At 73.6% G+C, this 21360-nt stretch carries 12 protein-coding genes and 1 pseudogene; 4 read left to right on the plus strand and 9 right to left on the minus strand.

The annotated features are described in order from the left end of the window. Positions 1-3: 3 nt before the first annotated feature. The gene (locus ACFZDE_RS35160; protein WP_390999250.1) at positions 4-531 is read left to right on the plus strand and encodes an SRPBCC domain-containing protein; all 528 of its coding nucleotides are present in this window, start codon (positions 4-6) and stop codon (positions 529-531) included. A 13-nt stretch (positions 532-544) separates the two neighbouring features. On the opposite strand, the gene ACFZDE_RS35165 is transcribed toward ACFZDE_RS35160, so the two are convergent. From ACFZDE_RS35165 to ACFZDE_RS35180, 4 genes are all read right to left on the minus strand, one after another. Further along, positions 545-3370, minus strand: a complete 2826-nt coding sequence (locus tag ACFZDE_RS35165; protein ID WP_391207482.1) for an NHLP bacteriocin export ABC transporter permease/ATPase subunit — start codon at positions 3368-3370, stop codon at positions 545-547. A 1-nt stretch (position 3371) separates the two neighbouring features. Next, positions 3372-5597: an NHLP family bacteriocin export ABC transporter peptidase/permease/ATPase subunit gene (locus ACFZDE_RS35170; protein ID WP_391207488.1), complete on the minus strand. Its 2226-nt coding sequence runs from the start codon at positions 5595-5597 to the stop codon at positions 3372-3374. Continuing rightward, positions 5594-6400: an HlyD family efflux transporter periplasmic adaptor subunit gene (locus ACFZDE_RS35175; RefSeq protein WP_391207492.1), complete on the minus strand. Its 807-nt coding sequence runs from the start codon at positions 6398-6400 to the stop codon at positions 5594-5596. The genes ACFZDE_RS35170 and ACFZDE_RS35175 overlap by 4 nt, the downstream gene beginning before the upstream one ends. A gap of 137 nt (positions 6401-6537) precedes the next feature. After that, on the minus strand, positions 6538-6753 hold the full coding sequence (locus ACFZDE_RS35180) for a type A2 lantipeptide (protein WP_097222463.1): 216 nt from the start codon (positions 6751-6753) through the stop codon (positions 6538-6540). 744 nt (positions 6754-7497) lie between these two features. Here ACFZDE_RS35180 and ACFZDE_RS35185 point away from each other — a divergent pair. Then, positions 7498-8901 (plus strand): trypsin-like serine protease, encoded by a 1404-nt coding sequence (locus tag ACFZDE_RS35185; protein WP_391207497.1) that lies wholly within the window; start codon positions 7498-7500, stop codon positions 8899-8901. Between the two features lie 109 nt (positions 8902-9010). Here ACFZDE_RS35185 and ACFZDE_RS35190 read toward each other — a convergent pair whose 3' ends face one another. Next, entirely contained in the window at positions 9011-11167 is a 2157-nt protein-coding gene (locus tag ACFZDE_RS35190) for a SpoIIE family protein phosphatase (RefSeq protein ID WP_391000183.1), read from the minus strand. Between the two features lie 219 nt (positions 11168-11386). Here ACFZDE_RS35190 and ACFZDE_RS35195 point away from each other — a divergent pair. Further along, positions 11387-12007, plus strand: a pseudogene (locus tag ACFZDE_RS35195) (LuxR C-terminal-related transcriptional regulator); the annotation flags it as partial. On the opposite strand, the gene ACFZDE_RS35200 reads toward ACFZDE_RS35195, so the two are convergent. The 4 genes from ACFZDE_RS35200 to lanKC all read right to left on the minus strand — a co-directional run bounded on the left by ACFZDE_RS35200 (position 11930) and on the right by lanKC (position 18711). Continuing rightward, positions 11930-13957 (minus strand): ATP-binding cassette domain-containing protein, encoded by a 2028-nt coding sequence (locus ACFZDE_RS35200; protein ID WP_391207521.1) that lies wholly within the window; start codon positions 13955-13957, stop codon positions 11930-11932. The pseudogene ACFZDE_RS35195 and the gene ACFZDE_RS35200 overlap by 78 nt on opposite strands. Continuing rightward, positions 13954-15801 (minus strand): ABC transporter transmembrane domain-containing protein, encoded by a 1848-nt coding sequence (locus ACFZDE_RS35205; RefSeq protein WP_391207529.1) that lies wholly within the window; start codon positions 15799-15801, stop codon positions 13954-13956. Before ACFZDE_RS35205 ends, ACFZDE_RS35200 begins: the two co-directional genes overlap by 4 nt. A gap of 110 nt (positions 15802-15911) precedes the next feature. Next, complete coding sequence (locus ACFZDE_RS35210; RefSeq protein WP_390999231.1) at positions 15912-16031, minus strand: SapB/AmfS family lanthipeptide; 120 nt, start codon at positions 16029-16031, stop codon at positions 15912-15914. 85 nt (positions 16032-16116) lie between these two features. Further along, positions 16117-18711 (minus strand): class III lanthionine synthetase LanKC, encoded by a 2595-nt coding sequence (lanKC, locus tag ACFZDE_RS35215; RefSeq protein WP_391207543.1) that lies wholly within the window; start codon positions 18709-18711, stop codon positions 16117-16119. A gap of 186 nt (positions 18712-18897) precedes the next feature. Here lanKC and ACFZDE_RS35220 point away from each other — a divergent pair, with 186 nt between their 5' ends. Further along, positions 18898-21345, plus strand: coding sequence for a SpoIIE family protein phosphatase (locus ACFZDE_RS35220; RefSeq protein WP_391207566.1), 2448 nt, complete (start codon positions 18898-18900; stop codon positions 21343-21345). The last annotated feature ends 15 nt before the right edge of the window (positions 21346-21360 follow it).

Below are 21360 nucleotides of genomic sequence, written 5' to 3' on the forward strand. Positions count from 1 at the left end.
GCCATGACCGCCGACCTCACCGGCACCTATCTGACCCTGGACGACGGCCGCCCCGCCGTCCGGTTCAGCCGCCTCTACGACCACCCCGTGGCCCGCGTCTGGCAGTTCGTCACGGACGCGGACGAACTGGAGCGCTGGTTCCCGTCCCGCGCCGAGATGGAGCTGCGCCCCGGCGGCACGATCCGCTTCAGCGGCGATCCGCACCTGGAGGACACCACCGGCCGGGTCCTCGCCGTCGACCCGCCCCGGCACCTGGCGTTCGAGTGGGACGGCGACGAACTCCGCTTCGACCTGGAGGAAACCGGCGAGAACAGCACCCGCTTCACGCTCACCAACATCCTCGCCACGCGGGACAGCGCCGCCCGCAACGGCGCCGGCTGGGAGGTGTGCCTGGCGGCACTGGACGCCCGGGCCCGCGGCGAGCGGAGCACCGGCCCGCACGCCGGGGCCGACGCGCCCTGGAAGGGCCTCTACGCCGCCTATGTCGCGGCGGGGGTGCCCTCCGGCGCGCCGGTGCCCGGACTGGACTGACCGTGCACGCCCGTCACGCCATCTGACGCCGCACCAGCTCGTGCAGCCGGCCTCCGGTGTCGGCGAGCAACTGGGCCGGCGGGCCCTGCTGGATGACCTTGCCCTCCTCCATCACCACGACCCGATCGGCGTCCAGCACCGTCGACAGCCGGTGCGCGATGACGATCCGGGTGGCGTTGAGGGCCTTGGTGGACTCGATGACCGTGCGCTGCGTCTCGTTGTCGAGCGCGCTGGTCGCCTCGTCGAAGAAGAGGATGCGCGGCCGGCGGATCAGCGCCTGGGCGATCATCAGCCGCTGGCGCTGGCCACCGGAGACGGCACCGCTGCCCGCCACGATCGTGTGCAGCCCCATCGGCATCCGCTTGATGTCCTCGGCGAGCCCGGCCATCTCGGCCGCCGCCATCGCCTCCTCCGGCGTGTACGGCTCGGTGCCGCAGATGACGTCCAGGATCGAACCGCTGAACGGCTGCGCGTGCTGGAGCACCACACCGCACTGGCGGCGCACCGCCGACTGGTCCAGGGCCGCCAGGTCCTGCCCGTCATAGAGCACACTGCCCGACACCGGCCGGTCGAAGCCGATCAGCAGCCGCAGCAGCGTCGACTTCCCGCAGCCGCTCGGTCCGACGACCGCGACGAACTCTCCCGGCCGCACCTCGAACGACACGTCGTCCAGGACCAGCGGACCGTCGTCCGAGTAGCGGAAGGACACCCGCCGCGCCTCGATCGCCCCGGTCAGCGGACCCGGCCGGGTGCTCGCCGCGCGCACCTCCGGCGTCGCGTCGAGCACCGGCTTGATCTCCTCGAACAACGGCAGCGCCGCCACCGCCGAGACGAACGAACCCGTCAGCTGCGTGACGGAGGTCAGCACCATCGTCACCGAGGTGTTGAAGGTCAGGAACGCCGCCGCCGACATCGACCCCCGCGCCGGACCGGCCAGCAGCATGAACATCAGCAGCGTGCACAACGGCAGGTACACCGCGCCCAGCACCGTCGTCAGGTTCTTGATGCGCCCGACCCTCTGCTGGAGCTCCCGGCTGCGCGCGAACTCCGAAGCCCACGCGGCGTACGCGTAGTTCTCGGCGGCGGCCACCCGCAGCTTGGGCAGACCCCGCAGCGTCTGGAACGCCTGGTTGTTCAGCTTGTTGGAGAGCACCACCAGACGCCGCTGCCAGCGCACCTGCCACAGCCCCAGCCCCAGGAACACCGCCGCGATGACGACGAGCATGCCGATCGCGGCCATCGCCATCGGCACGCTGAACCAGAACAGCAGCCCCAGGTTCATCGCGCCGATCGTCACCGACTGCGCGACCGTCGGACCGACCCCCGCCAGCAGCCTGCGGATCGAGCTGATGCCCATGGCCGCGCTGGCCAGTTCACCCGTGGAGCGTTCGGTGAAGAACTTCGTCGGCAGCCTCAGCAGCCGGTCCCACACCGCGGGCTGGAGGGTGGCCTCGATCCGGCCCTCGATCCGCAGGATGGTCAGGTTCTGCAACAGCATGAAGGCCGCGGCCACCACACTGCTCAGCATCACCGCCAGACACACCTGCACGATCAGACCCGTCTGCGCCTTCGGCACGAACTCGCCCAGCACCTTGCCCGTCGCGACCGGCACGAGCGCGCCGATCGCGACCGTCACCAGACCGCTGAGCAGCAGACCCGTCAGGTCACCGCGCATGCCCCGTACGCAGAACCGCAGCAGCCCCAGCGGACTGAGCCGCTTCTCCGGCAGCGGACGGTAGAACATCACCGCGCGCGGCTCGAACTCCTCCGCGTTGGCCTTCTCGATCGGGGTCTCCCGGCCGGTCGAGGGATGCACCGCGACATAGCCGCCGCGCCGCCACAGCAACGCCACCGGCGCACCCGACAGCGCCCGCTGACCGACCAGCGGTCCCACATTGTCCCGCCACCAGCGGCCCTCCAGCCGTACGGCCCGGGTACGGACGCGGGAGGCCAGGGCGACCTGCTCGACCGGGTCGAGACGGTCCCCGCCGGTGCCCTTCTGGGTCGGCTCGGTGATCCGGATCCCGGCCGCCTGCCCGACCAGCTTGCACGCCGCGTACGTGGCGTCCGCGTCGGCCGCGGTCGTGCGCTGCGAGGAGCGCTTGCCGATCGAGGCGAGCAGCGTCCGGTCCGCCTGGGCGCGCACCGCCTCACCGGCCTTGATGCCCTCGGCGGTGCGCGTCTCGTGGGTGCGCTCCAGCTGCTCGATCCAGCGGTCCAGAGTGGTCAGCAGCCGGTACTGCTGGTCGACCATGGACTGCCACAACGCGGGATCCATCAGCAGGTCGGCCGCGGCCTCCGCGCCGTACAGCGAGCCGTACTGCACACTGCCGGGCGGCACCTGCATCCAGAACACGTCGTCGTCGGTGGGCGCCGCGGCCCGCTCGGTGGCCATCGGCGCCTGGAAGAGGATCGACAGACTGCGGCCGACCCCGAGGGCGAGCGCGTACTCCAGCGGACTCGTCGTCGGCGGCACGTACTGCGGGTTGCCGTACTCGTCGTACGACCAGGTCGCCGTGTTGGCCGGCTGGTACAGCTCGCGCAGGCCGATGCGGTGCACCACGCAGTCCCGCAGCGGCCGGGCCACCAGGGTGTGCTGCGGGCCCGGCACCGGGCCGAGCACCAGCGAGCCCGCCTCCAGCCGGCCCAGATGGTGCCAGTGGCCCTGCTGCCCGGCGTCGACCGCGAACAGGTCCACGGCGCCGGAGGCGACCAGCCACAGCACCTGCGGGCCTTCGAGGTCGAGCCGGTTGAACCCGGCGCAGTCGATGCGCGAACCCAGCTGCCCGAAGGCGCCCAGCACCAGGTCGCCGTCGTGCCCTTCGTGAACGGCCGTCATGTCACCGCTCCCTGACCAGTGCCGCGTACGCGCCGCCGCGGGCCACCAGGTCCTCGTGCCGTCCCCGCTCCACGATCGTGCCGTGCTGCAGGACGACGATCTCGTCGCTGTCGCGCACCGTGCTCAGCCGGTGCGCGATCACCACACAGGCGCAGCCGCGCCGGCGCAGGTTGTCCATCACGACCTGCTCGGTCTCCGCGTCCAGCGCGCTCGTCACCTCGTCGAGCACCAGGATGCTCGGCCGGCGCACCAGCGCCCGGGCGATCTCCAGACGCTGGCGCTGCCCGCCGGAGAAGTTGCGGCCGTCCTGCTCGACCCTGCTGTGGATGCCACCCGGGCGGCGGGTGATCACATCGTGCAGAGCGGCGTCGCGCAGCGCGTCCTCCACCGCCTCGTCGGGGATCGACGGGTCCCACAGCGCCACGTTGTCACGGACGGTGCCCTCGAAGAGGAACACGTCCTGGTCGACGAAGGACACCGAGGCGGCCAGCGCCCCGCGCGGGATGTCCTCGATGCGCTGCCCGTCGATCCGGATCACGCCCTCCCACGGCGCGTACAGCCCGGAGATCATCCGCGACACCGTCGACTTGCCGCTGCCCGAGCCGCCCACCAGCGCGACCTGCTGCCCCGGACCGACCGTCAGGTCGAAGCCGGTGAGCAGGGGCTTGTCCAGCGGGCTGTAGCCGAACGTGATGTTCTCCAGCTCCACATGGCCCTGGAGGCGGCGCGTGGACTCCCCGGAGCCGGGGCGGCCGTAGAGCGGGTCGGCCTTGAAGTTCTCCACGTCCTTCAGCCGGGCCACGTCCGCGGCGAAGTCCTGGATGCGGCCGGCGACGCCGTTCAGCCGGGTCAGCGGAGCCGTGAACCGGGTGACCAGGGCCTGGAAGGCGACCAGCAGACCGACCGAGATGTGCCCCTCGACCGCCCGCATACCGCCGATCCACAGGATCAGCGCGCTGTTGAGGGTGGCCAGCGTCGGCGCCACCACGCCCAGCCAGGCACTCGGCACGCCGAGCCGCTGCTGCTCCTCCAGGGTGGTGGCGTGCTGCCCGGCCCACTTGCGGAAGTAGCCGTCCTCGCCGCCGGTCGCCTTCATCGTCTCGATGAGCTGAAGGCCGGTGTAGGCGGTGTTGGTGAGGCGGGCGGTGTCCGCGCGCAGCTTCGCCGTGCGCGTCGCCCGCAGCCGGATGACGACCCGCATGGCGACGATGTTCAGCAGGGCCACGCCGATGCCGACGACCGTCAGCTGCGGGTCGTAGGTGTAGAGCAGCACCGCGTACAGGACGACCACGATCGCGTCCACGCCCGCCGCCGCGAGGTCGCGCGAGAGTGTCTCGGACACCGCGTCGTTGGACTGCAGGCGCTGCACCAGGTCGGCCGGGCTGCGCTGGGAGAAGAACGTCACCGGCAGCCGCAGCAGATGCCGCAGGAAGCGGGCGCTGGAGAGCGTGGAGGAGATGATCCGGCCGCGCAGCAGGTTGGCCTGCTGGAGCCAGGTCAGCACCACGGTGAGCAGCACGCACGCCGCCATCGACGTGAACAGCACGCCGAGCAGCGAGGTCTGGTTGCCGATCAGGAACTCGTCGATGTAGGTGCGGCTCAGCGCGGGCACCGCGGCGCCGACCGCCACCAGCAGCAGGCTCGCCAGGACGGCGGCCGGCATGGTGCCCGCCGTGCCGCGCAGCCGGGCCGGCATCGCGCCCAGGACGCCGGGCTTGCGGCCGCCCCGGGCGAAGTCCTCGCCGGGTTCCATCACCAGGACGACACCGGTGAAGCTGCCGTCGAAGTCCTCCATCGGGACGAACCGCCGGCCCTTGCCGGGGTCGTTGATGTAGACGCCGCGGCGGCCGAAACGCCGGCCCATCCCGTCGTAGACGACGTAGTGGTTGAACTCCCAGAACAGGATGGCCGGCGACGTGACCTCGGCGAGCGCGGCCAGGTCCATCTGCATGCCCTTGGCCGTCAGGCCGTAGGAGCGGGCCGCCTTCAGCAGGTTGCTGGCGCGCGAGCCGTCCCGGGAGACACCGCAGGCGATGCGCAGTTCCTCCAGCGGGACGTGCTTGCCGTAGTGGCCGAGCACCATCGCCAGGGAGGCGGCGCCGCACTCGACGGCCTCCATCTGGAGCACGGTCGGGGTGCGGACGGTCTTCGCCCGGGCCTTGGGCACCTTGCGCTGGGGCGGGGCGGCCCGGCGCCGGCTGCGGGGCTCCTGTGCGGTGGCGCTCATGGCAGCAGCCAGTCGACGGGGTGCTGGTCGGCCAGCCGGATCGAACCGGAGGCCAGTGTCATGGAGGTCAGCTTGAACGGGGGCCCATCCGCGGACGACCACCGGTAGCCGCTCTTCGTGGCGGAGGACGTGTCCAGCCGGACCGTCACGGCCACCGGCCTGCCCTTCTTCGTGAACTGCTCGCCCAGCTGGCTGTCCCCGAGGAACGCGGCGATCTGCTGCGGGGACTGGGCCGAGCGGTCCACCGACTTCACATGGCCGCGCAGCACGCCGTACTCCTGCGTCGGCACCGATTGCACGGTCAGGTCGACGGCCGCGTCGTCGGGGATCGAGGCGGCGTTCTCGGCGGGGACGTACACGGTCGCGTACAGCGGGTCCTTCGTGCGGGCGACCTTCTCGACGGCGGCGACGTTCGCGCCGGTCTGGATGATCTGCCCGACGGTCGCGGCGAGCGCGGAGACCCGGCCCGCGTCGAGCGTGCGGACGACCGCTTCGCCCTTGGCGGTACGGACCTTGAGCACGGGGGTGCCCGCGGGCACCCGCTGGCCCTGCCTGGCCAGCACGGCCGTGATCTGGCCCGCGACGGGGCTCTGGAGGAGGTAGCTGCCCTGCCCGTGCGTGATGATGGCGGGTGCGCTGACGGTGGAGGTCACCGAGCCGGTCACCGCCCACACCGAGGCGGCGGCCATCGCGACCACCGTCACCGAGAGCACGAGCCAGCCCTGCGGCCGGGCGAAGCGCACCGGGAGGTCGAGTTCCTCCGGTGACTGGAGCTTGGCGAGGGCCTGTTGGCGGAACTGCAAGGAACTTCCCTCACCCGTAGAAGAGGTACTCACGACCGTGGCGAGGAGCCCGGCGGCCGTGCACGAGGTGCATGCGGAACCCGAAGAACCCGGAACCGCCGGCTGCGGTTCCGGGACTCAACGGCACAAGGGCTCGATCAGAGACCGGCGACCAGGTTGGTGACCGGGGCCGTGTTCAGGCCGGTGGCGCCCTCGACGGTGCCGACGACGGTGTTCACCAGGCCGGAGACCGGGGCGATGCTGTCGACGGTGTCGGTGACGGTGTTCACGGCGTTCACGGCGAGGCCACCGGAGACGGCGTCGAGCTCGGCGTCGGCGATCTCGACGGTCTCAACCTGGGGGGTGGAGTTCATGATGGAACTTCCCTTCATATGGATATCTCACAAGGGGGGAGCGGCCCCCTCTGGGGACAGATGACGGCCGCGACCGCGAGCACCGGGCACCCGTTTCCGAATGCCCTGAGCGGCCCCCGCGGTGCGATGGATCAAAGCACGCCGCTGCTCCGGGCTTCCAATCAACCATCCCCCTCACCAGGCAACTTGCGCCCCGGCGGCACCGATCCGTGCAGGTTCGGGCACCGCTTGGCGGCGAGTTCTTCACATGCCGCACGGCATCGGCGCATCCCGGCCCTTGCTCCCCGGGGCGGCGAATCCGGCACTCCTGCCGGAAAGGCGTGACCGACGCGGCCGGGGTGTGGATAACCCTCCTTTCGGTGACCGGGTTGAGCAGTCGCTGTGCAGATTCGCTGAAGCCGAGATTCCGCTCCGTGATCGCAACGGATCGTTCCCGGCCGGATACGGAGCGTTCCGTTCCGCCACGCCGGAACGGCGCCCGTCGCTGAAACGCCGTCATCCGGCCATGAACCTCCGTCATCCGGCGACGTCGGGCCCGCCGGAGCGGCCCAGGTGAACAGGGCCGTCGTCGAGCGCGCGGTCGCCGTACGGGCAACGGGAGTTGGCTGATTCGGTGATGCGAAGGGATCACTTGCAATCGGAATTGAACGCCCCGTGCGGCCCGTGCGTACCAACAGCCATCCAGGCGCCCCCCAGAAGCTGCCGGACGGCGGCACCTACTCCGTTCCCCAGGAGGAGAGAAGTTTGAGTCACAAGCGAATTCCGAAGCGCAAGGCCGCGATAGCGGCCGGCAGCGTGGTGGCGCTCGGCGCGGCCGCGATCCTGCTCCCCAACGCCAACGCCTCGCAGGACGGTTCGTCCGACGACGCGGCGGCCGCGCCGAAGACCCTGAAGGCGGGCGACGCCTCGGATCTCGCCACGCAGCTCTCCGGGCTCCTCGGTGAGGCGTTCGGCGGCTCCTACTACGACGGCGACAGCCGGCAGCTCGTCGTCAACGTCGTACGGGGCGACAACAACAACGTGGTGGTGCAGGCGAAGGCGGCCGGCGCGAAGGTCCGCGAGGTGGAGAACAGCTGGTCGGAGCTCAAGGACGGGGCGTCGACGCTCAAGTCCGAGGCGACCATCGCGGGCACCTCGTGGTCGATCGACCCGCGCACCAACAAGCTCCTGGTGACCGCGGACAGCACCGTGACCGGTGCCAAGTGGGACAGACTGGAGAGCACCGTGAAGGAGCTCGGCTCCGACATGGCCACCATCAAGAAGTCCTCCGGCACCTTCAAGCCGTTCGTCTCCGGCGGCGACGCCATCTTCGCGGGCGGCTCGCGCTGCTCCCTCGGCTTCAACGTCACCGCCGGCGACGGCTCCCCGGCCTTCCTGACCGCCGGTCACTGCACCCTCGGCGGCAACGAGTGGTCCGACAGCCAGGGCGGCCAGCCGATCGCCACGGTCGACCAGTCGACCTTCCCCGGCAACGGTGACTTCGCACTCGTGAAGTACGACGACCCGGCGACCGAGGCGCCCAGCGAGGTCAACACCGGCAACCAGACCGTGCCGATCACCGAGGCCGCCGAGGCCACCGTCGGCCAGCAGGTCTTCCGGATGGGCAGCACCACCGGGCTCAACGACGGCCAGGTCCTCGGCCTCGACGCCACGGTGAACTACCCGGAGGGCACGGTCACCGGCCTCATCCAGACCGACGTCTGTGCCGAACCCGGCGACAGCGGCGGCTCGCTGTTCACCCAGGACGGTCTCGCCATCGGCCTGACGTCGGGTGGCAGCGGCGACTGCACGGCCGGCGGCGAGACGTTCTTCCAGCCGGTGACCACCGCCCTGGAGGCGGTCGGCGCGACCCTCGGCGCGGGCGGCGGCGCGGGCGGCGGTGCCGGTGCCGGTGACGACGCCGGTGCGGGCGAGGGTGCCGGTGCGGGTGACGACGCCGGTGCCGGTGACGAGGCGGGCGCCGGTGGCGAGGCCGGAGCCGGCCAGGAAGCCGGGGCCGGCCAGGAAGCCGGGGCCGGTGAAGAAGCCGGTGCGGGTGCCGGCGCCGGTGAGCAGGCCGGTGACGGCGAAGCGGGTGCCGGAGCCGGCGCCGGTCACGACGCGGGGCAGGGCGTCGAGGACAACTCCGGTCTGACCGAGTCCCGCTGACCCCTCCTCGAACCGTCGGCAGCCGGTCCGACGACGCCGGCCCGGTCCCGCCCCCTTCCTGGCGGGACCGGGCCGGCCACCGGCGTGTCCGCGGCACCGCGGCCGGGGGCTACCCGAGAGCCCTGATCAGCAACAGGGCGATGTCGTCGAGCCGTTCCTCCCCGTCCGCCTGGTGCCGCGCCTGGTGGACGAGGCTGTCGGCCAGTTCGTCCAGCGGCAGGTCCCCGGCGTCGGCCAGCCGCCGCCCCAGATCCGCGAGGGCCTCCTCGAAGTCCGTGCCGGGCGATTCGACCAGCCCGTCGGTGTAGAGGACGAGCAGCGAACCGGGAGGCAGGGCGACCTCCGTCGTCGGATACACGGCCGAGGCGTCGATGCCCAGCAGCGGACCACCCGCCAGGTCGAGGACGCGCACCTTGCCGTCCGGCCGTCTCAGCAGCGGCGGGGGGTGCCCGGCCCGGGACATCACGGCCCGGCCGTGCGCCGGGTCGAGCCGCAGATACAGGCAGCTGGCGAAGAGATCGGCCCCCAGGTCCAGCAGCAGCCGGTTGGTGCTGCGCATGACCTCCTCGGGCGCCTGCCCCACCGTCGTGTACGCGCGCACCGCGGTGCGGACCTGCCCCATCAGCCCGGCCGCCGTCACGTTGTGGCCCTGGACGTCCCCTATCACCGCCGCCGCGGTCCCCTGGGCGCCGACCAGGTCGTAGAAGTCGCCGCCGATGTCCATGCCCTGAGTGGCCGGCACATAGCGGCCGACCGCCTCGATGCCGGGCAGCGACGGCAGGGAGTGCGGCAGCAGCGCCTCCTGGAGGCCGTGCGCGAGCCGGTGCTTGGCGTCGTAGAGCAGGGCCCGCTCCAGCGCCTGGGCGATCAGCCCGGCCATGCTGGTCATCACCGCCCGCTCCTCCGTCGGGAAGGGGTGCGGCTCGGCGTAGGAGAGCACGCAGGTGCCCACCGGGCGGCCCTGGGCGATCAGCGGCAGGAAGGCCCAGGCCGCGAAACCGTCGGGGGTCGCGGTCCGGGCCGGGTACAGGCGCTCCAGCTGCTCCTGCGACTCGAAGAACGCGGGCACCCCGCTCCGCAGCACCTGGGTGCCGGGTGTCGGCTCGGTCAGGGGCATCCCGTCGAACCGTTCCACCACATGCGGGTCCGGGTAGCCGCGGTGCCCGAGGACACGCAGCCGGTTCGCCCGCGAACCCAGTACGACCAGGGCCTGGCTGCCCACCGCCGGGGCGATCTCGTCCGCGACCAGCTGCACCACGTCCTGCACCCCCACGGCCTCGGTCAGCGCCCCGGCCAGGTCCAGCACCTGCGAGATGGTGACCAGCCGGGACGGCGTCCCGTCGGGCGGCGGTGCGGTGCGGTTCATCCGGGACACCGCCCGGGACCTGGTGATGCGCACGCTCAGGCCCGTCGTGCTCGGGTAGAGCCGGAACGACAGCCATTCGCCGGGCGGGCGCAGCGCCACGAACGAGGTGACGTGCTGGCTGAGCAGCGCGGCCCGGTAGCGGTCCTCGTACACCGGGTCGTTGAGCCAGGGCACCGACGCCCACAGCTGGGTGCCGAGCAGCCGGCTGACGGGGACGTTCAGCAGCTCGCCCGCCGCCGCGTTGACGAAGCCGACGCGTCCGTGCAGGTCCAGTGAGACCAGGCCGTACGGCAGGCGGCTCACCATCCGGGCCGCCTCGACCGTGCCCAGCGTGCCGGCCATCCCGCCGACCAGGGGGGAGGCGAGCAGATCGGTCTCGGGGTGGGGCGGGATGCTGTGCTCGGCGGCCCGCTCCAGCCGGACCGCCAGCCGGCCGCAGGCCGCGGTCAGATGCTCGCGCTCGTGGTCGGACATCTCCGGCGGATGCGCACCCGGCCAGGTCACGAAGACCGCGCCGTACACGGTGGACTCGGTGGCGACCGGCACCGCGGCCAGGGCGAACGGGTAGGGCAGCACCACGGCGATCCGCGGATAGCGGCGGGCCATCTCCTCCTCGCCGCCGACCCACACCAGCCGCCGCTCGCGCGCCGCGTCGGAGACCGGGATCGGGGCGCTCAGGCCCACCCGCTCCCAGGGTGCCGCGAACGCCCGGGGCAGACCGGCCATCACGGCCATCTCCAGCACCGGCTGGTCCGGTGACATCAGGTACACCGCGCCGGAGTGAGCGTGCACCTCGTCCATCATCGAGGCCAGCGCCAAGGAGAGCAGAGGCCGGCCGACCGGTGATCTGGCCGCTGCCGGCGCCTGCGCGGACGACTGCCCGTCGGACACGCCGACCACCTCCTCGCACGGCCGCGCGACCGGGTCCAGGAACAAATCTCCCCCCTGACGGCCGGTCCCGCACGACGAGCGGTTCCGCGCGGGGTCTGGTTACCGTCGGTCACATGTTCGCCGCCTCCGGTGGGAGCGCCGGCCTACCCCGACTGTCCCGACCCATGCCTCCGTAGTCGAAGCGTGGCCGGGCGTACGGGCGCTCGGTGTGCGCCCCCGCGCACCCTGATGGCTGGTTCTCCGCGCCCACGCAAGGTCACGATCGCCAAGAATGGGGCACGCGCTCAACAGACGGGGGGGCGTACGTCGAGCGGAGGGGTGGCAGTGATCCGGGTGCTTCTGGTGCACGACGAGTGTCTGGTGCGGTCGGTGCTGGCGGAGTGGCTGCGGCGGGAGAGCGACCTGGCGGTGCACGACACGTCGTGGCGTGGCGCTCCGGGCACGGTGCGATCGTTCCGGCCGGACGTGTGCGCGGCGGACCTGGAGTGCGCGGACTCCTACGGGATCCCTCCGCTGGGCGACCTGTGCCGGCCGGGCCCGGAGCGCGTGCGCCCGCGATTACTCGTGCTCGCCGGCGCGAACCGGCCGGGCCTGCTGAAGCGGGCGGCCGAGGCGGGGGCGCTGGGCTATGTGGACAAGGAGGGATCCCCGCAGAATCTGCTGCGCGGGATCCGTCGCGTTGCCGAGGGGGAACGTTTCGTCAACGACTCGCTGGGCTTCGGGTTCCTCCAGGCGGCCGAGATGCCGCTGACCCGCAGAGAACTGAGCGTGTTATCCCTCGCGGCCGAGGGAGCCTCCATCGCGGAGATCGCCGGGAGCCTGCACCTGTCCCACGGGACGGTGCGCAACTACATGGCGGCCATCACCCGCAAGACCGGGGCCCGCAACCGCATCGACGCGATACGCATCTCGCAGGGCCGGGGCTGGCTGTGACCCCCGCCGGGCCGGTGCGGGAGCCCAGCTCCCGACGAGGTCCCGGTACAGCGCGCAGGACCGCATCAGCTCCTCATGACCGCCGTACGCCGTGCTCCGGCCGTCCATCACCAGGACCCGGCCGGCGCGGCGGGCCGAGCTGATGCGGTGGGCCACGACCACCAGGGTCCCGCCCGGCCGCGCGGCGAACGCCCGCTCGGCCCGCTCCTCCGCCCCGGGGTCCAAATGGCAGGTCGCCTCGTCCAGCAGGGCGAGCGGGGCGTACGACAGGTAGGCCCGGGTCAGTGCGACCAGCTGCCGTTCGCCGGCCGACAGCGTCTCCGGATCGACCTGGGCGTCCAGCCCCCCGAGCCGCTCGGCCAGCGGGGTGAGCCCGACCGCGTCGGCCGCGGCGAGCGCCTCCTCGGCGGGCACCGCGTCGGGCCGCAGATACGCGAGGTTCTCGGCCAGGGTGCCGCTGAACACGTACGCCTCCTGCGGGATGAGCACCCGCCCGGCGGTGGCCTCGGGGCCGGGCACGGGGTGCCCACCGACCCGGATCGTGCCGCGCGAGGGCGCGAGCAGCCCCGCCACGAGCGCGGTCACCGTGGACTTGCCGGCGCCGCTGGGACCGACGACGGCCAGGTGCGCGCCGGGCGGGAGGGTGAGGTCGAGATCCTGGACGACGGGGGCGCCGGCGGATCCGTAGGCGAAGGTGACGCAGGAGAGGGAGAGGGCGGGCGGTGCCCCCTCGCCGGGTCGGCTCCGCGTGGGGCGGGGGAGGCCGCGGTCGGCCTGGCTGGGGGAACGGCTCCCGCCCGGGCATGACGCACCGGCGGGGGTGGCCCCGGGGCCGGTGCTCGGGACCGGGTGCGACGCGTCGTGGTCGTCGGTGTCGGTGTCGGTCTCGTTCCGGGTCAGTCTGCGCAGTACCACCGTGAGGCGCGAGCCGCTCGTGCCCAGGCCGTGGATCAGGTTGCGCAGGGCCGGGAGCAGGGACTGGGTGACATAGGCGAGGGCGCCGACCAGGGCGCCCGTGGTGACGCCGTGGGACAGCAGCCAGGGCCCGGCGGCGAGCAGCAGCACGATCGGCAGCTGGCCGCCGATCGTCAGGGACGCCACGCGCAGTACGCCCCAGTGCGCCAGGGCGCGCGCCGCCCGCAGTTCCGCCTCGACCCGCTCCCCGTTCCCCGCGGCGATGTGCGCCTCCGCGCCGGTCGCCGTGATGTCCCGCAGCCCTGGGCCGACGCCGGCGAGGTCGCCGGCGAGGGCCTCGTCTGCGACCAGGAACGCCTCCTGCCGCCGCGTCAGGGGGCGCAGCGTCGCGGCGAACAGCGCCAGGCCGAGTGCCAGGGGCGGCCCCACCACCAGCAGCAGCGGCGGGGCGAGTGTGAACAGGCCGGCCAGGGCACCGGCGGCGGTGAACACGAACGAGCGGGAGACCATGACCAGGCCGGCGAAGGTGTCGCGGGCGATCTCCACCTGCTGGGTGAGCCCGGACAGGGACCCCGCGTCCCCGGTCCGCACCCCTCGTGTGACCACCCGTTCCACGAGCCGGTCCCTGAGCGGTTCGACCAGCGCGGCGACGGCGGCGTAGACCCGGGCGGTCCCGAACGCGCCGAGCAGCACGCCCAGTCCGGTCACGGCCAGCCAGACCAGCCCGACCTCCGCCCGCCCGCGCAGAAACCCCTCGTCCAGGGCACGGGCGGGCCCGTACCCGATGAGGAAGGTCTGCCCGGTCTCCAGCACGGACCAGCCGGTGAGCCGCACTAGGACCCGCCGACGGGCCAGCAGAAACCGCAGACCCCGGGTGGGGAGAGCGCCTCCGGCCGGGGTGCCGGGGGTGGTGTCCGCGCGTACTCCATGCCTACGCAGCCGTGCCGTCATGTCAGCGTCCCGTCCCCGGCATCCGCGCCCACGCCCTTGCGGCCGCTTCCCCCACCCCGCGCGTCCGGAACCACCCGTACCCCGCCGTCGTCGACATCCGCATCCGCATCCGCACCCGTCCCGTCGGGCCCCGCCCCGTCCCCGAACACCTCCCGGTACTCCGCGAAACGCCACAACTCCTCGTGCCGTCCCACCGCCCGCACCCGCCCTCCGTCCAGCCACGCCACGGCGTCGGCGCGGGCGGCCGTCGTGCCGCGGTGGGCGACGAGCAGCCGGGTGGTGTCCGGGCGGCCGTCGCCGAACAGGGCGTCGCTGATCTGGCGTTCCGTCACCGTGTCGAGGCTGGAGAGGGCGTCGTCGAGGATCAGCAGCCGGCCGCCGTGCGCGAACGCCCGGGCGAGACCGAGCCGTTGGGACTCACCGCCGGAGCGCGGGGCGTCGGCGACGGGTGTGTCGTATCCGCCGGGGAGGCGGCGGACGAAGTCGTCGGCGAGGGCCGTGCGGGTCGCCTGCCGGACCCGGGCGGGGGAGGGGGACGGCAGGCCGAGGCCGACCGCCTGCCCGACCGTGCCGCCGAGGAGGGCGGGCCGGGCGAAGGCGTAGCCGACGGCGCGGCGCAGGGCGTCGTGGGGCAGCTCGCGCAGCGGCACCCCGTCGAGGAGCACCTCGCCCGCGTCCGGGTCGGCCAGCCGTCCGGCGAGCGCGGCCAGCAGCGACTTGCCGGAGCCGGATCGGCCGACCACCGCCAGGGTCGTGCCGCCCGGCACGTCGAGATCCACCCCGTCGAGCACGGTGCGTCCGCCGCGCCGTGCCGTCACGCCGCGCAGCTCCAGCCGGCCGGGGCCGTCGGGCAGCGGCCGGGCGCCGTACGCGGTGGCGGGCTCGGTCTCGACCTCGCCCAGGCGCCGGGCGGCGGCCCGGGCCCGGGCCAGGCCCGCGAGCCGGCCGACCAGCACGCCGACGCCCGTCGCGAGCACCGCGTACCGGGAGGCCGCGAGCACCTCGCCGACCGAGAGCCGCTCCCGGGTGAGCAGGACACCCGCCACGGCGACGACCGCCAGGTGCAGCAGCGGCGCCACGGCGACCGCCCGGGCCGCGGCCCGCCCCTGCACCCGCCACATGCGGTGCCCGGCCCGGGACAGCTCGGGCAGCGGCCGCAGCACCCGCGCCGCCTCCCGGCGCTCCGTGCCGGCCGCGCGGACGGTGCGGACCCCCTCGACGGCCTCGGCCAGCGCGCCCGCGATCCGGCCCTGGGCCCGCTGGTAGCGCGTCGCGCTCTCGGCGGTGTCACGGGAGACGGCGCGCAGCAGAAGGGCCAGCACGGGGGCCCCGGCGAGGAACACGGCCGTGAGCCACCAGTCGATCAGCCCCAGCGCGATCACCCCGCCGACGGGACCGGCCAGCGCGGCCACGAGCGCCGCACGGGCCGCCGGCGTGGTGCCCGCCTCGGCGGCGCTGCCGACCAGACGGGCGACGAGGTCACCGGAGCCGAAGCGGTCCGCGGCGCGCGGCCCGACGCCCAGGACGTGCCCGGTCAGCCTCCGGCGCAGCCAGGCGGTGGTACGGGCGTCGACGGTGCCGGTCAGGACGGTCTGGACCGCGTCCAGCAGACCGAGCAGCAGCACGAGGCCGGCGCAGCAGAGCACCCAGCGGGTGGCGGGGGCGTGCGCCAGCAGAAGATCGAGGGCCCGGCCCAGCGCGGTCGGCAGCAGCAGTCCGGCACCCGTCGCGGCGACGCTCACCAGGCACAGCGCGAGACAGCGTGCCCCGCTGTACCGGGTGGCCGCGCGCAGCAGGGCGCGTGCCTGTCCGGCCGCCGGGTCGTCGTCGGCAGGCGGGGTCATACGGGCTCTACCTTCTTCCTGGGTTCGCCCCAGCCTTTCCTGGGGCGGGCAGGACCCCGGGCGGCCCCTCCCCGAAGGGAGGGAGCCGCCCGGAGCGAGCAGACCGTCGGTCAGAGACAGAGCACAACGCTCGCGGCGCTGACGCAGGAGAGCAGGCTCAGCGTGCTGTTGCCGCCGCCACCGTCCGTGCGCTCTTCGGACTCGATGGTCTGCAGGTCGAGAAGTGCCATGGTGTGTCCTTCCATTGAGGTGTCCGTCCGTGGTCATCCGTGGGGACGGGGTGGTGTCACGACTCCGCGGGATCGCGCAGCCGCGTCAGTGGGGCCGCCGGTTCGGCGGCGGGAGGAACGGCAGGTGGGCGTCGGCAGCCGGGTCGAGGGCCGCGCCGAGCGCCAGCAGGCACCCTGCCGTTCCGGTGGCGAGGTCCATGGACAGCCGCATCATCTGGTGCCCGGGGAAGGCCAGTTGGCCCTGGTAGGACATCGCGAACCAGCCGAGCCCGGCGATCTGCGCCGCCAGCCGCTCCGCGGTCGCGCCCGGCGCGTGGGTGCGGCTGAGGTGAAGGATCATTCCGGCGCGGCCCTGGAAGAGGCCGGGCTGTGCGTAGAAGCGTGAGGTGGCGGCGGTGATCACCCCGGCGCGGGCCGCCCCGAACTCCCCTTCCAGGCCGGGGGAGTGGGCGACGAGGTCGTCGAGGACCATGCCCAGGCCCGCGCTGCCGTCGCCGAGGTAGGGCAGGGTGCGCCAGCCCTCGTCGACCTCCAGCGACCCGTTCTCGCGGGTCATGCAGGACGCCAGGTCCCGGCGCAGGGCCACGGCCGCCGCCTCCAGCCAGGCCTTGTCGCCGGTCCACTCGTACTGCCGCAGCATGAGCAGCGCCGGGCCGCTCGCGCCGCGCAGCAGTCCGGCGCGCGGCCGGGACGCGGCCGGTACCGGCTCGGTGAGCCGCTGGACGAGGATCCGCGCCGCCTCGTGGGCCCGCTCGCCCAGCTCCGCCTCGCCGGTCGTACGGGCCAGGTGCCCGAGGACGAGGCCCAGCCCGGCCAGTCCGCCGTGCAGGTCGGAGGAGAGGTTCTGCCACCGCTCGGCGAGGATGCCCTCGACCAGGTCCAGCGCCCGCTGCCGGTGCCCGAGCCGGTCCAGGACCAGGGCGACGCCCGCGAGCCCGTCGTAGAGGCCGAGCGGGGTGCCGACCGGGGGCGGTGCCGTCCGGTCCAGCAGCCAGCGCTCGCCCTCCTCGTACCGCTCGGCACCGGCCGTGTCCAGCACGAACAGCACCCCCGCGGCCCCGTGTGCGAGCCCGAGCCCGCCGCCGTCGGAGAACTGGGCGACGTCGCCGGGGAAGAGCCGGTCGTCGCGCTCCGGGGTGGCCGAGGCCAGGATGGCCTTGACCATCGAGTCGCGGCTGTAGGGCCAGTCGCCCGGCTCCACCGGTGAGGAGGGAGCGGCCGGCGTACGGCCGGACACCTCCCGGGTGATCTCCGCGACCGCCTCGTCGAGGAACTGCCGCGGCACGTCGGGGAACTGCCGCGCGATCACCTCGGCCAGGTGTGCCGCCTTGCCGCGGTCGACCACGAACAGCGTGGTCACGGGCAGGAACAGGGCCAGCCGCAGACAGGCCAGCGCATAGCGGTCCACGTCGGTGCCCCGGCGGTCCGGCGGCGCGAAGAAACCGGGGTGGGCGACGACCTGGCGGCCGTTCTCCCCGACCGGGGCCGCGGCCTCGAAGTCGAGGAGGGACACGGTCTCCTCGTCCGGGGCGACCATGATGTTGAAGACGTGCAGGTCGTTGAAGACGATGCCCCGGGCGTGCACCGCCGCCACCGCCTCCTCCACCCTGCGGTGGATGCGCAGCGCCCAGGCCGTGTAGGAGGCGACGGCCTCGGCATCGGGGTCCTGGGTGAGCAGCGGATGCCGCTCCGCGAAGAAGGCGTTGAGCGGGCGGCCCTCCAGGAAGTCCATCACCAGGAAGCGGTGCCCGCCGAGCTCGAACCAGTCGCGCACCTCCGGGACCACGCCCGTGCCCGCGACCTGCTCCAGCGCCCGCTTCTCCCGTTCCAGCCGGGCGATCGCGTCGGCACCGTCCGAGGCCAGCCCCGCGTGCGGCCGCCCCTCCTTGAGCACCACCTTGCGGCCGTCGCGGGTGTCGGTGCCCGCGTACACCCCGCCGCCGTTGGAGAAGTGCAGTGCCTTCTCGATGCGGTAGGGCAGCTCGCCCGTCGTGGTGCCGTTCCGCGCGTCCAGATGCGGCTGGAGGAACCCCGGCAGGGTCACCCACTCGGGCACCTGGAAGGACGGCGCCCGCCGGTCCGGCACCAGCCGCCCCTCGCCGTCGCGCACCGCAGGCACCAGCGAGCCCCGCTCGTCCACGACGAACGCCCGGGCGAACGCGCCGTAGCGCACGTACAGCGGGCCCTCGCCCCAGCGCAGGTCGGTGAGGATGTACGGCCCCTCGAAACCCTCCAGCAGCGCGCCCAGCTCGCGCAGCACCCGGTGCAGCTGCTCCTCGTCGGCCGGGTAGACGGTGACGAACTTGCCGCTGCCGTCGCGCGGCGCGTACTTGGTGTTGCGCAGGTGGAGCAGGTGCGGGCCCGGCACGAACTTGAAGGGGACGCGCCGCTCGACGCAGTAGTCCCACACGATGCGGGCGACGTCCTCGGCGTTCGCCCGGGTCGCCGAGGCGTGGATCTTCCACCCCTGGGCCGGGCCCGGCACCGGCTCGCCGTCGGGTCCGAGCGGCGTCATCATCTGCCAGTCGCCGATCCGGGCCGACTCCCAGCCCTCCGGCAGCGGCCGGCGGGCCGTCTCGTAGAGGTGGTCGGCCGTCCCCCGGCCGCCGCGCCCCAGCCGGTCCGGCGTCTCGTAGAAATGCCGGTCGGCCAGCGCGTACACCTCGTACCGCTTGTCCATGCGTCCCCCTCCGTGACGAGCACCGAGCTTTCCAGTCACACACCGGGCACGGACAGTCACGACTGTCACGAGAACACCGTGCGGAACGCATGCGTCAAGACATGTTCGGATTCTTTCGAGCACTCGCGTCATCGCTGGTCCACGGAACGCCCACAGGGGCTGCGCAGGTGTCCCATTAGCGCTGTAATGGCCAACGTGGTCAGTCAGGGCGCCCAGGAGAGCGGAACGCGAACGCTGCGTGCCGAAGGTGCCCTCAGGGCGATCGCGGTCGACCAGGACTCGCCCGAACGGCTGCGCCGCGTCCTGGAGCAGGCGCTCGTCTTCGCCGGTGCGGCGCTCGCCGCCGTCTACGCGCCCAGCGAGGACGGCGAACTGCTCTGCCTGATGGAGTCGGCCGGCGTCCCGAGGACCCTGTACGGGCTGCGCGACAGCTACCCGCGCGCCGGGCGGTCCCCGGCCGCCGAGGCACACCGTCGCGGGCAGCCGGTGTCACTGGGCCCGGCGGAACTCGCCGAGCACGCCCAGTCGCGCCGCGTGCCGTCCCGGGACTTCTCCCTGACCGCCCTGCCCGTGCAGGGCGACGGCGGCTGCCTGCTGGCCGTGACCGAGCGGCCCGACGGGTTCGGCGCCGACGACCTGCGCTGCCTGGAACGCGTCGCCGACGCGGTCGCCTTCACCGCCCCGGCCGCGCCCCCCGAGGCCGGTGAACTGCCGCCCAGCGCCTTCACCCTTGCCATGGACACCGGACGCGTCCGGGTCGGCGACGACCTGCTGGACCTGTTCGGCCTGGACCCCGTGGAGTTCGACGGCCGCGTGGAGACACTGCTCGGTCTCACCGTGCCCGAGGACCTGCCGTCGCTGATGTCCGTGGTGGAGGCCGACCACATGTCCATCGGCGACCGGGAGCTGGAGTTCCGGGTGCTCCAGCCGACCGGGCCGCCGAAGTGGCTCCGGCTGCGCGGACGCCTCCTGCCCGGCGGCGAGGGCCACCCGGCCCGCCTCGTGGGCACGGTCGTCGACGTCTCCACCCTGCGCTCCGACGTCACCGACGTCGCCCGCGTCCAGCGCCTGGCCGCCGCCCTCGCCACCGCCGTCACCGTCCGCGACGTCGGACGGGCCGTGGTCGCCGCGCTGCGCCGGCCGCTGCGGGCCGACCGGATCGCCCTCGCCGAGCTGGAGAGCGACCGCCTCGTCGTCACCGTCCTCGACCCGCCCGAACCCGAGGCATGGCCCGAGCTGTGGCGGTCGGAGTGGCGCACCGAGTGGCCCGACGCGCCCGTGCGCGCCATGCCCACCCTCGCCGCCGCGCTGCGCGAGGGCCGGGCCCGGATCTGGCCCGCGGGCAGCCCCCTGGAACGCGCCCTGGCCGAGGTCGGCCCCGGCGGCCTCGCCGTGCTGCCGCTGCCCGCCGGGAACCGCATGGCCGGAGCCTGTCTGATCGGCTGGGACACCCCGCACGACTTCGGCACCGACGAACGCGCCCTGCTCACCGCCTGCGCCGGTCTCGCCGGACAGGCCCTGGTACGGGCCCGGGCCTTCGACGCCGAACACGAACTCGTCGGCATGCTCCAGCGCCAGCTGCTGCCGCGCAGCCTGCCCCGGCTGCCGGGCGCGGTGGCCGTGGCCCGCTATCTGCCCAGTACGGCGGGGCTGGAACTGGGCGGCGACTGGTACGACGTCATCCCGCTGCCCGACAACCACGTCGCCCTCGTCATCGGCGACGTCCAGGGCCACAGCGCCGGAGCCGCCACCCTCATGGGGCAGATGCGCACCGCCCTGCGCGCCTACGCCGTCGAGGGGCACCCGCCGGACGTGGTGGTCGCGCACGCCAACCGGCTCCTGGTGGACATGGAGAGCGACCTCTTCGCCACCTGCTGCTACGTCGACGTCGACCTGGAGGAGGGCGGCGCCTGGTGCGTGCGCGCCGGGCACCTGCCGCCGGTGCTGCGCTACCCCGACGGCCGGATGGACATCGCGGAGGCGGAGGGCGGCCCGCCCCTCGGGGTGGTCGCCCGGGCCGACTTCCCGATGAGCCCGCTGCGGCTGCCCCCCGGCACCGTCGTCGCCCTGGTCACGGACGGGCTCGTCGAGACACCCGACTCCGACATCGACGAAGGAATGGCGTACCTCGCCGACCGGCTCGCCGAGGCCACCCCCACCGACATGGGGCTCCTCGCCGACGCCCTCCTGGGCAACGCCCCGCGCAGCGACGACGTCGCCCTGCTCCTGATGCGCTACGACGGCATGGCGCTGCGCCCGCTGCGGGAGAGCTGGACGGTGTGGCGGGTGCCGCAGGCCGTCGGGCACGCCCGCCGCTTCGCCCGGCGCACCCTGCGTTCCTGGGGCGTCACCGTCCACTACGACGCGGCGCTCCTCGTCGTCTCCGAACTCGTCACCAACGCCCTGGTGCACACCGACGGCAAGGTCCGGATGGACCTCACCCTCGTCGACGAGCGGCTGCGCATCGCCGTCGCGGACGCCTCGCCCCGCTCACCGGTCCGACCGGCCAGCATCGGCTGGGAGGCCACCGGCGGCCGGGGCATCCTCCTCGTCGAGGCCCTCGCCACGACCTGGGGCACCCTGCCGGTCAGCGGCGGCAAGCAGGTGTGGGCGGAACTGACCCTGGGACGCTGACCCCAGCGGTGGCCC

The sequence above is a fragment of the Streptomyces sp. NPDC007929 genome, assembly GCF_042959065.1.
Lineage (GTDB): Bacteria > Actinomycetota > Actinomycetes > Streptomycetales > Streptomycetaceae > Streptomyces.

Coding starts and splice junctions, on each gene's coding strand:
- ACFZDE_RS35200 (WP_391207521.1), bottom strand. CDS start 13,957: ATGACGGCACGGCTGCGTAGGCATGGAGTACGCGCGGACACCACCCCC.
- ACFZDE_RS35170 (WP_391207488.1), bottom strand. CDS start 5,597: ATGAGCGCCACCGCACAGGAGCCCCGCAGCCGGCGCCGGGCCGCCCCG.
- ACFZDE_RS35220 (WP_391207566.1), top strand. CDS start 18,898: ATGGCCAACGTGGTCAGTCAGGGCGCCCAGGAGAGCGGAACGCGAACG.
- ACFZDE_RS35210 (WP_390999231.1), bottom strand. CDS start 16,031: ATGGCACTTCTCGACCTGCAGACCATCGAGTCCGAAGAGCGCACGGAC.
- ACFZDE_RS35180 (WP_097222463.1), bottom strand. CDS start 6,753: ATGAACTCCACCCCCCAGGTTGAGACCGTCGAGATCGCCGACGCCGAG.
- ACFZDE_RS35165 (WP_391207482.1), bottom strand. CDS start 3,370: ATGACGGCCGTTCACGAAGGGCACGACGGCGACCTGGTGCTGGGCGCC.
- lanKC (WP_391207543.1), bottom strand. CDS start 18,711: ATGGACAAGCGGTACGAGGTGTACGCGCTGGCCGACCGGCATTTCTAC.
- ACFZDE_RS35205 (WP_391207529.1), bottom strand. CDS start 15,801: ATGACCCCGCCTGCCGACGACGACCCGGCGGCCGGACAGGCACGCGCC.
- ACFZDE_RS35160 (WP_390999250.1), top strand. CDS start 4: ATGACCGCCGACCTCACCGGCACCTATCTGACCCTGGACGACGGCCGC.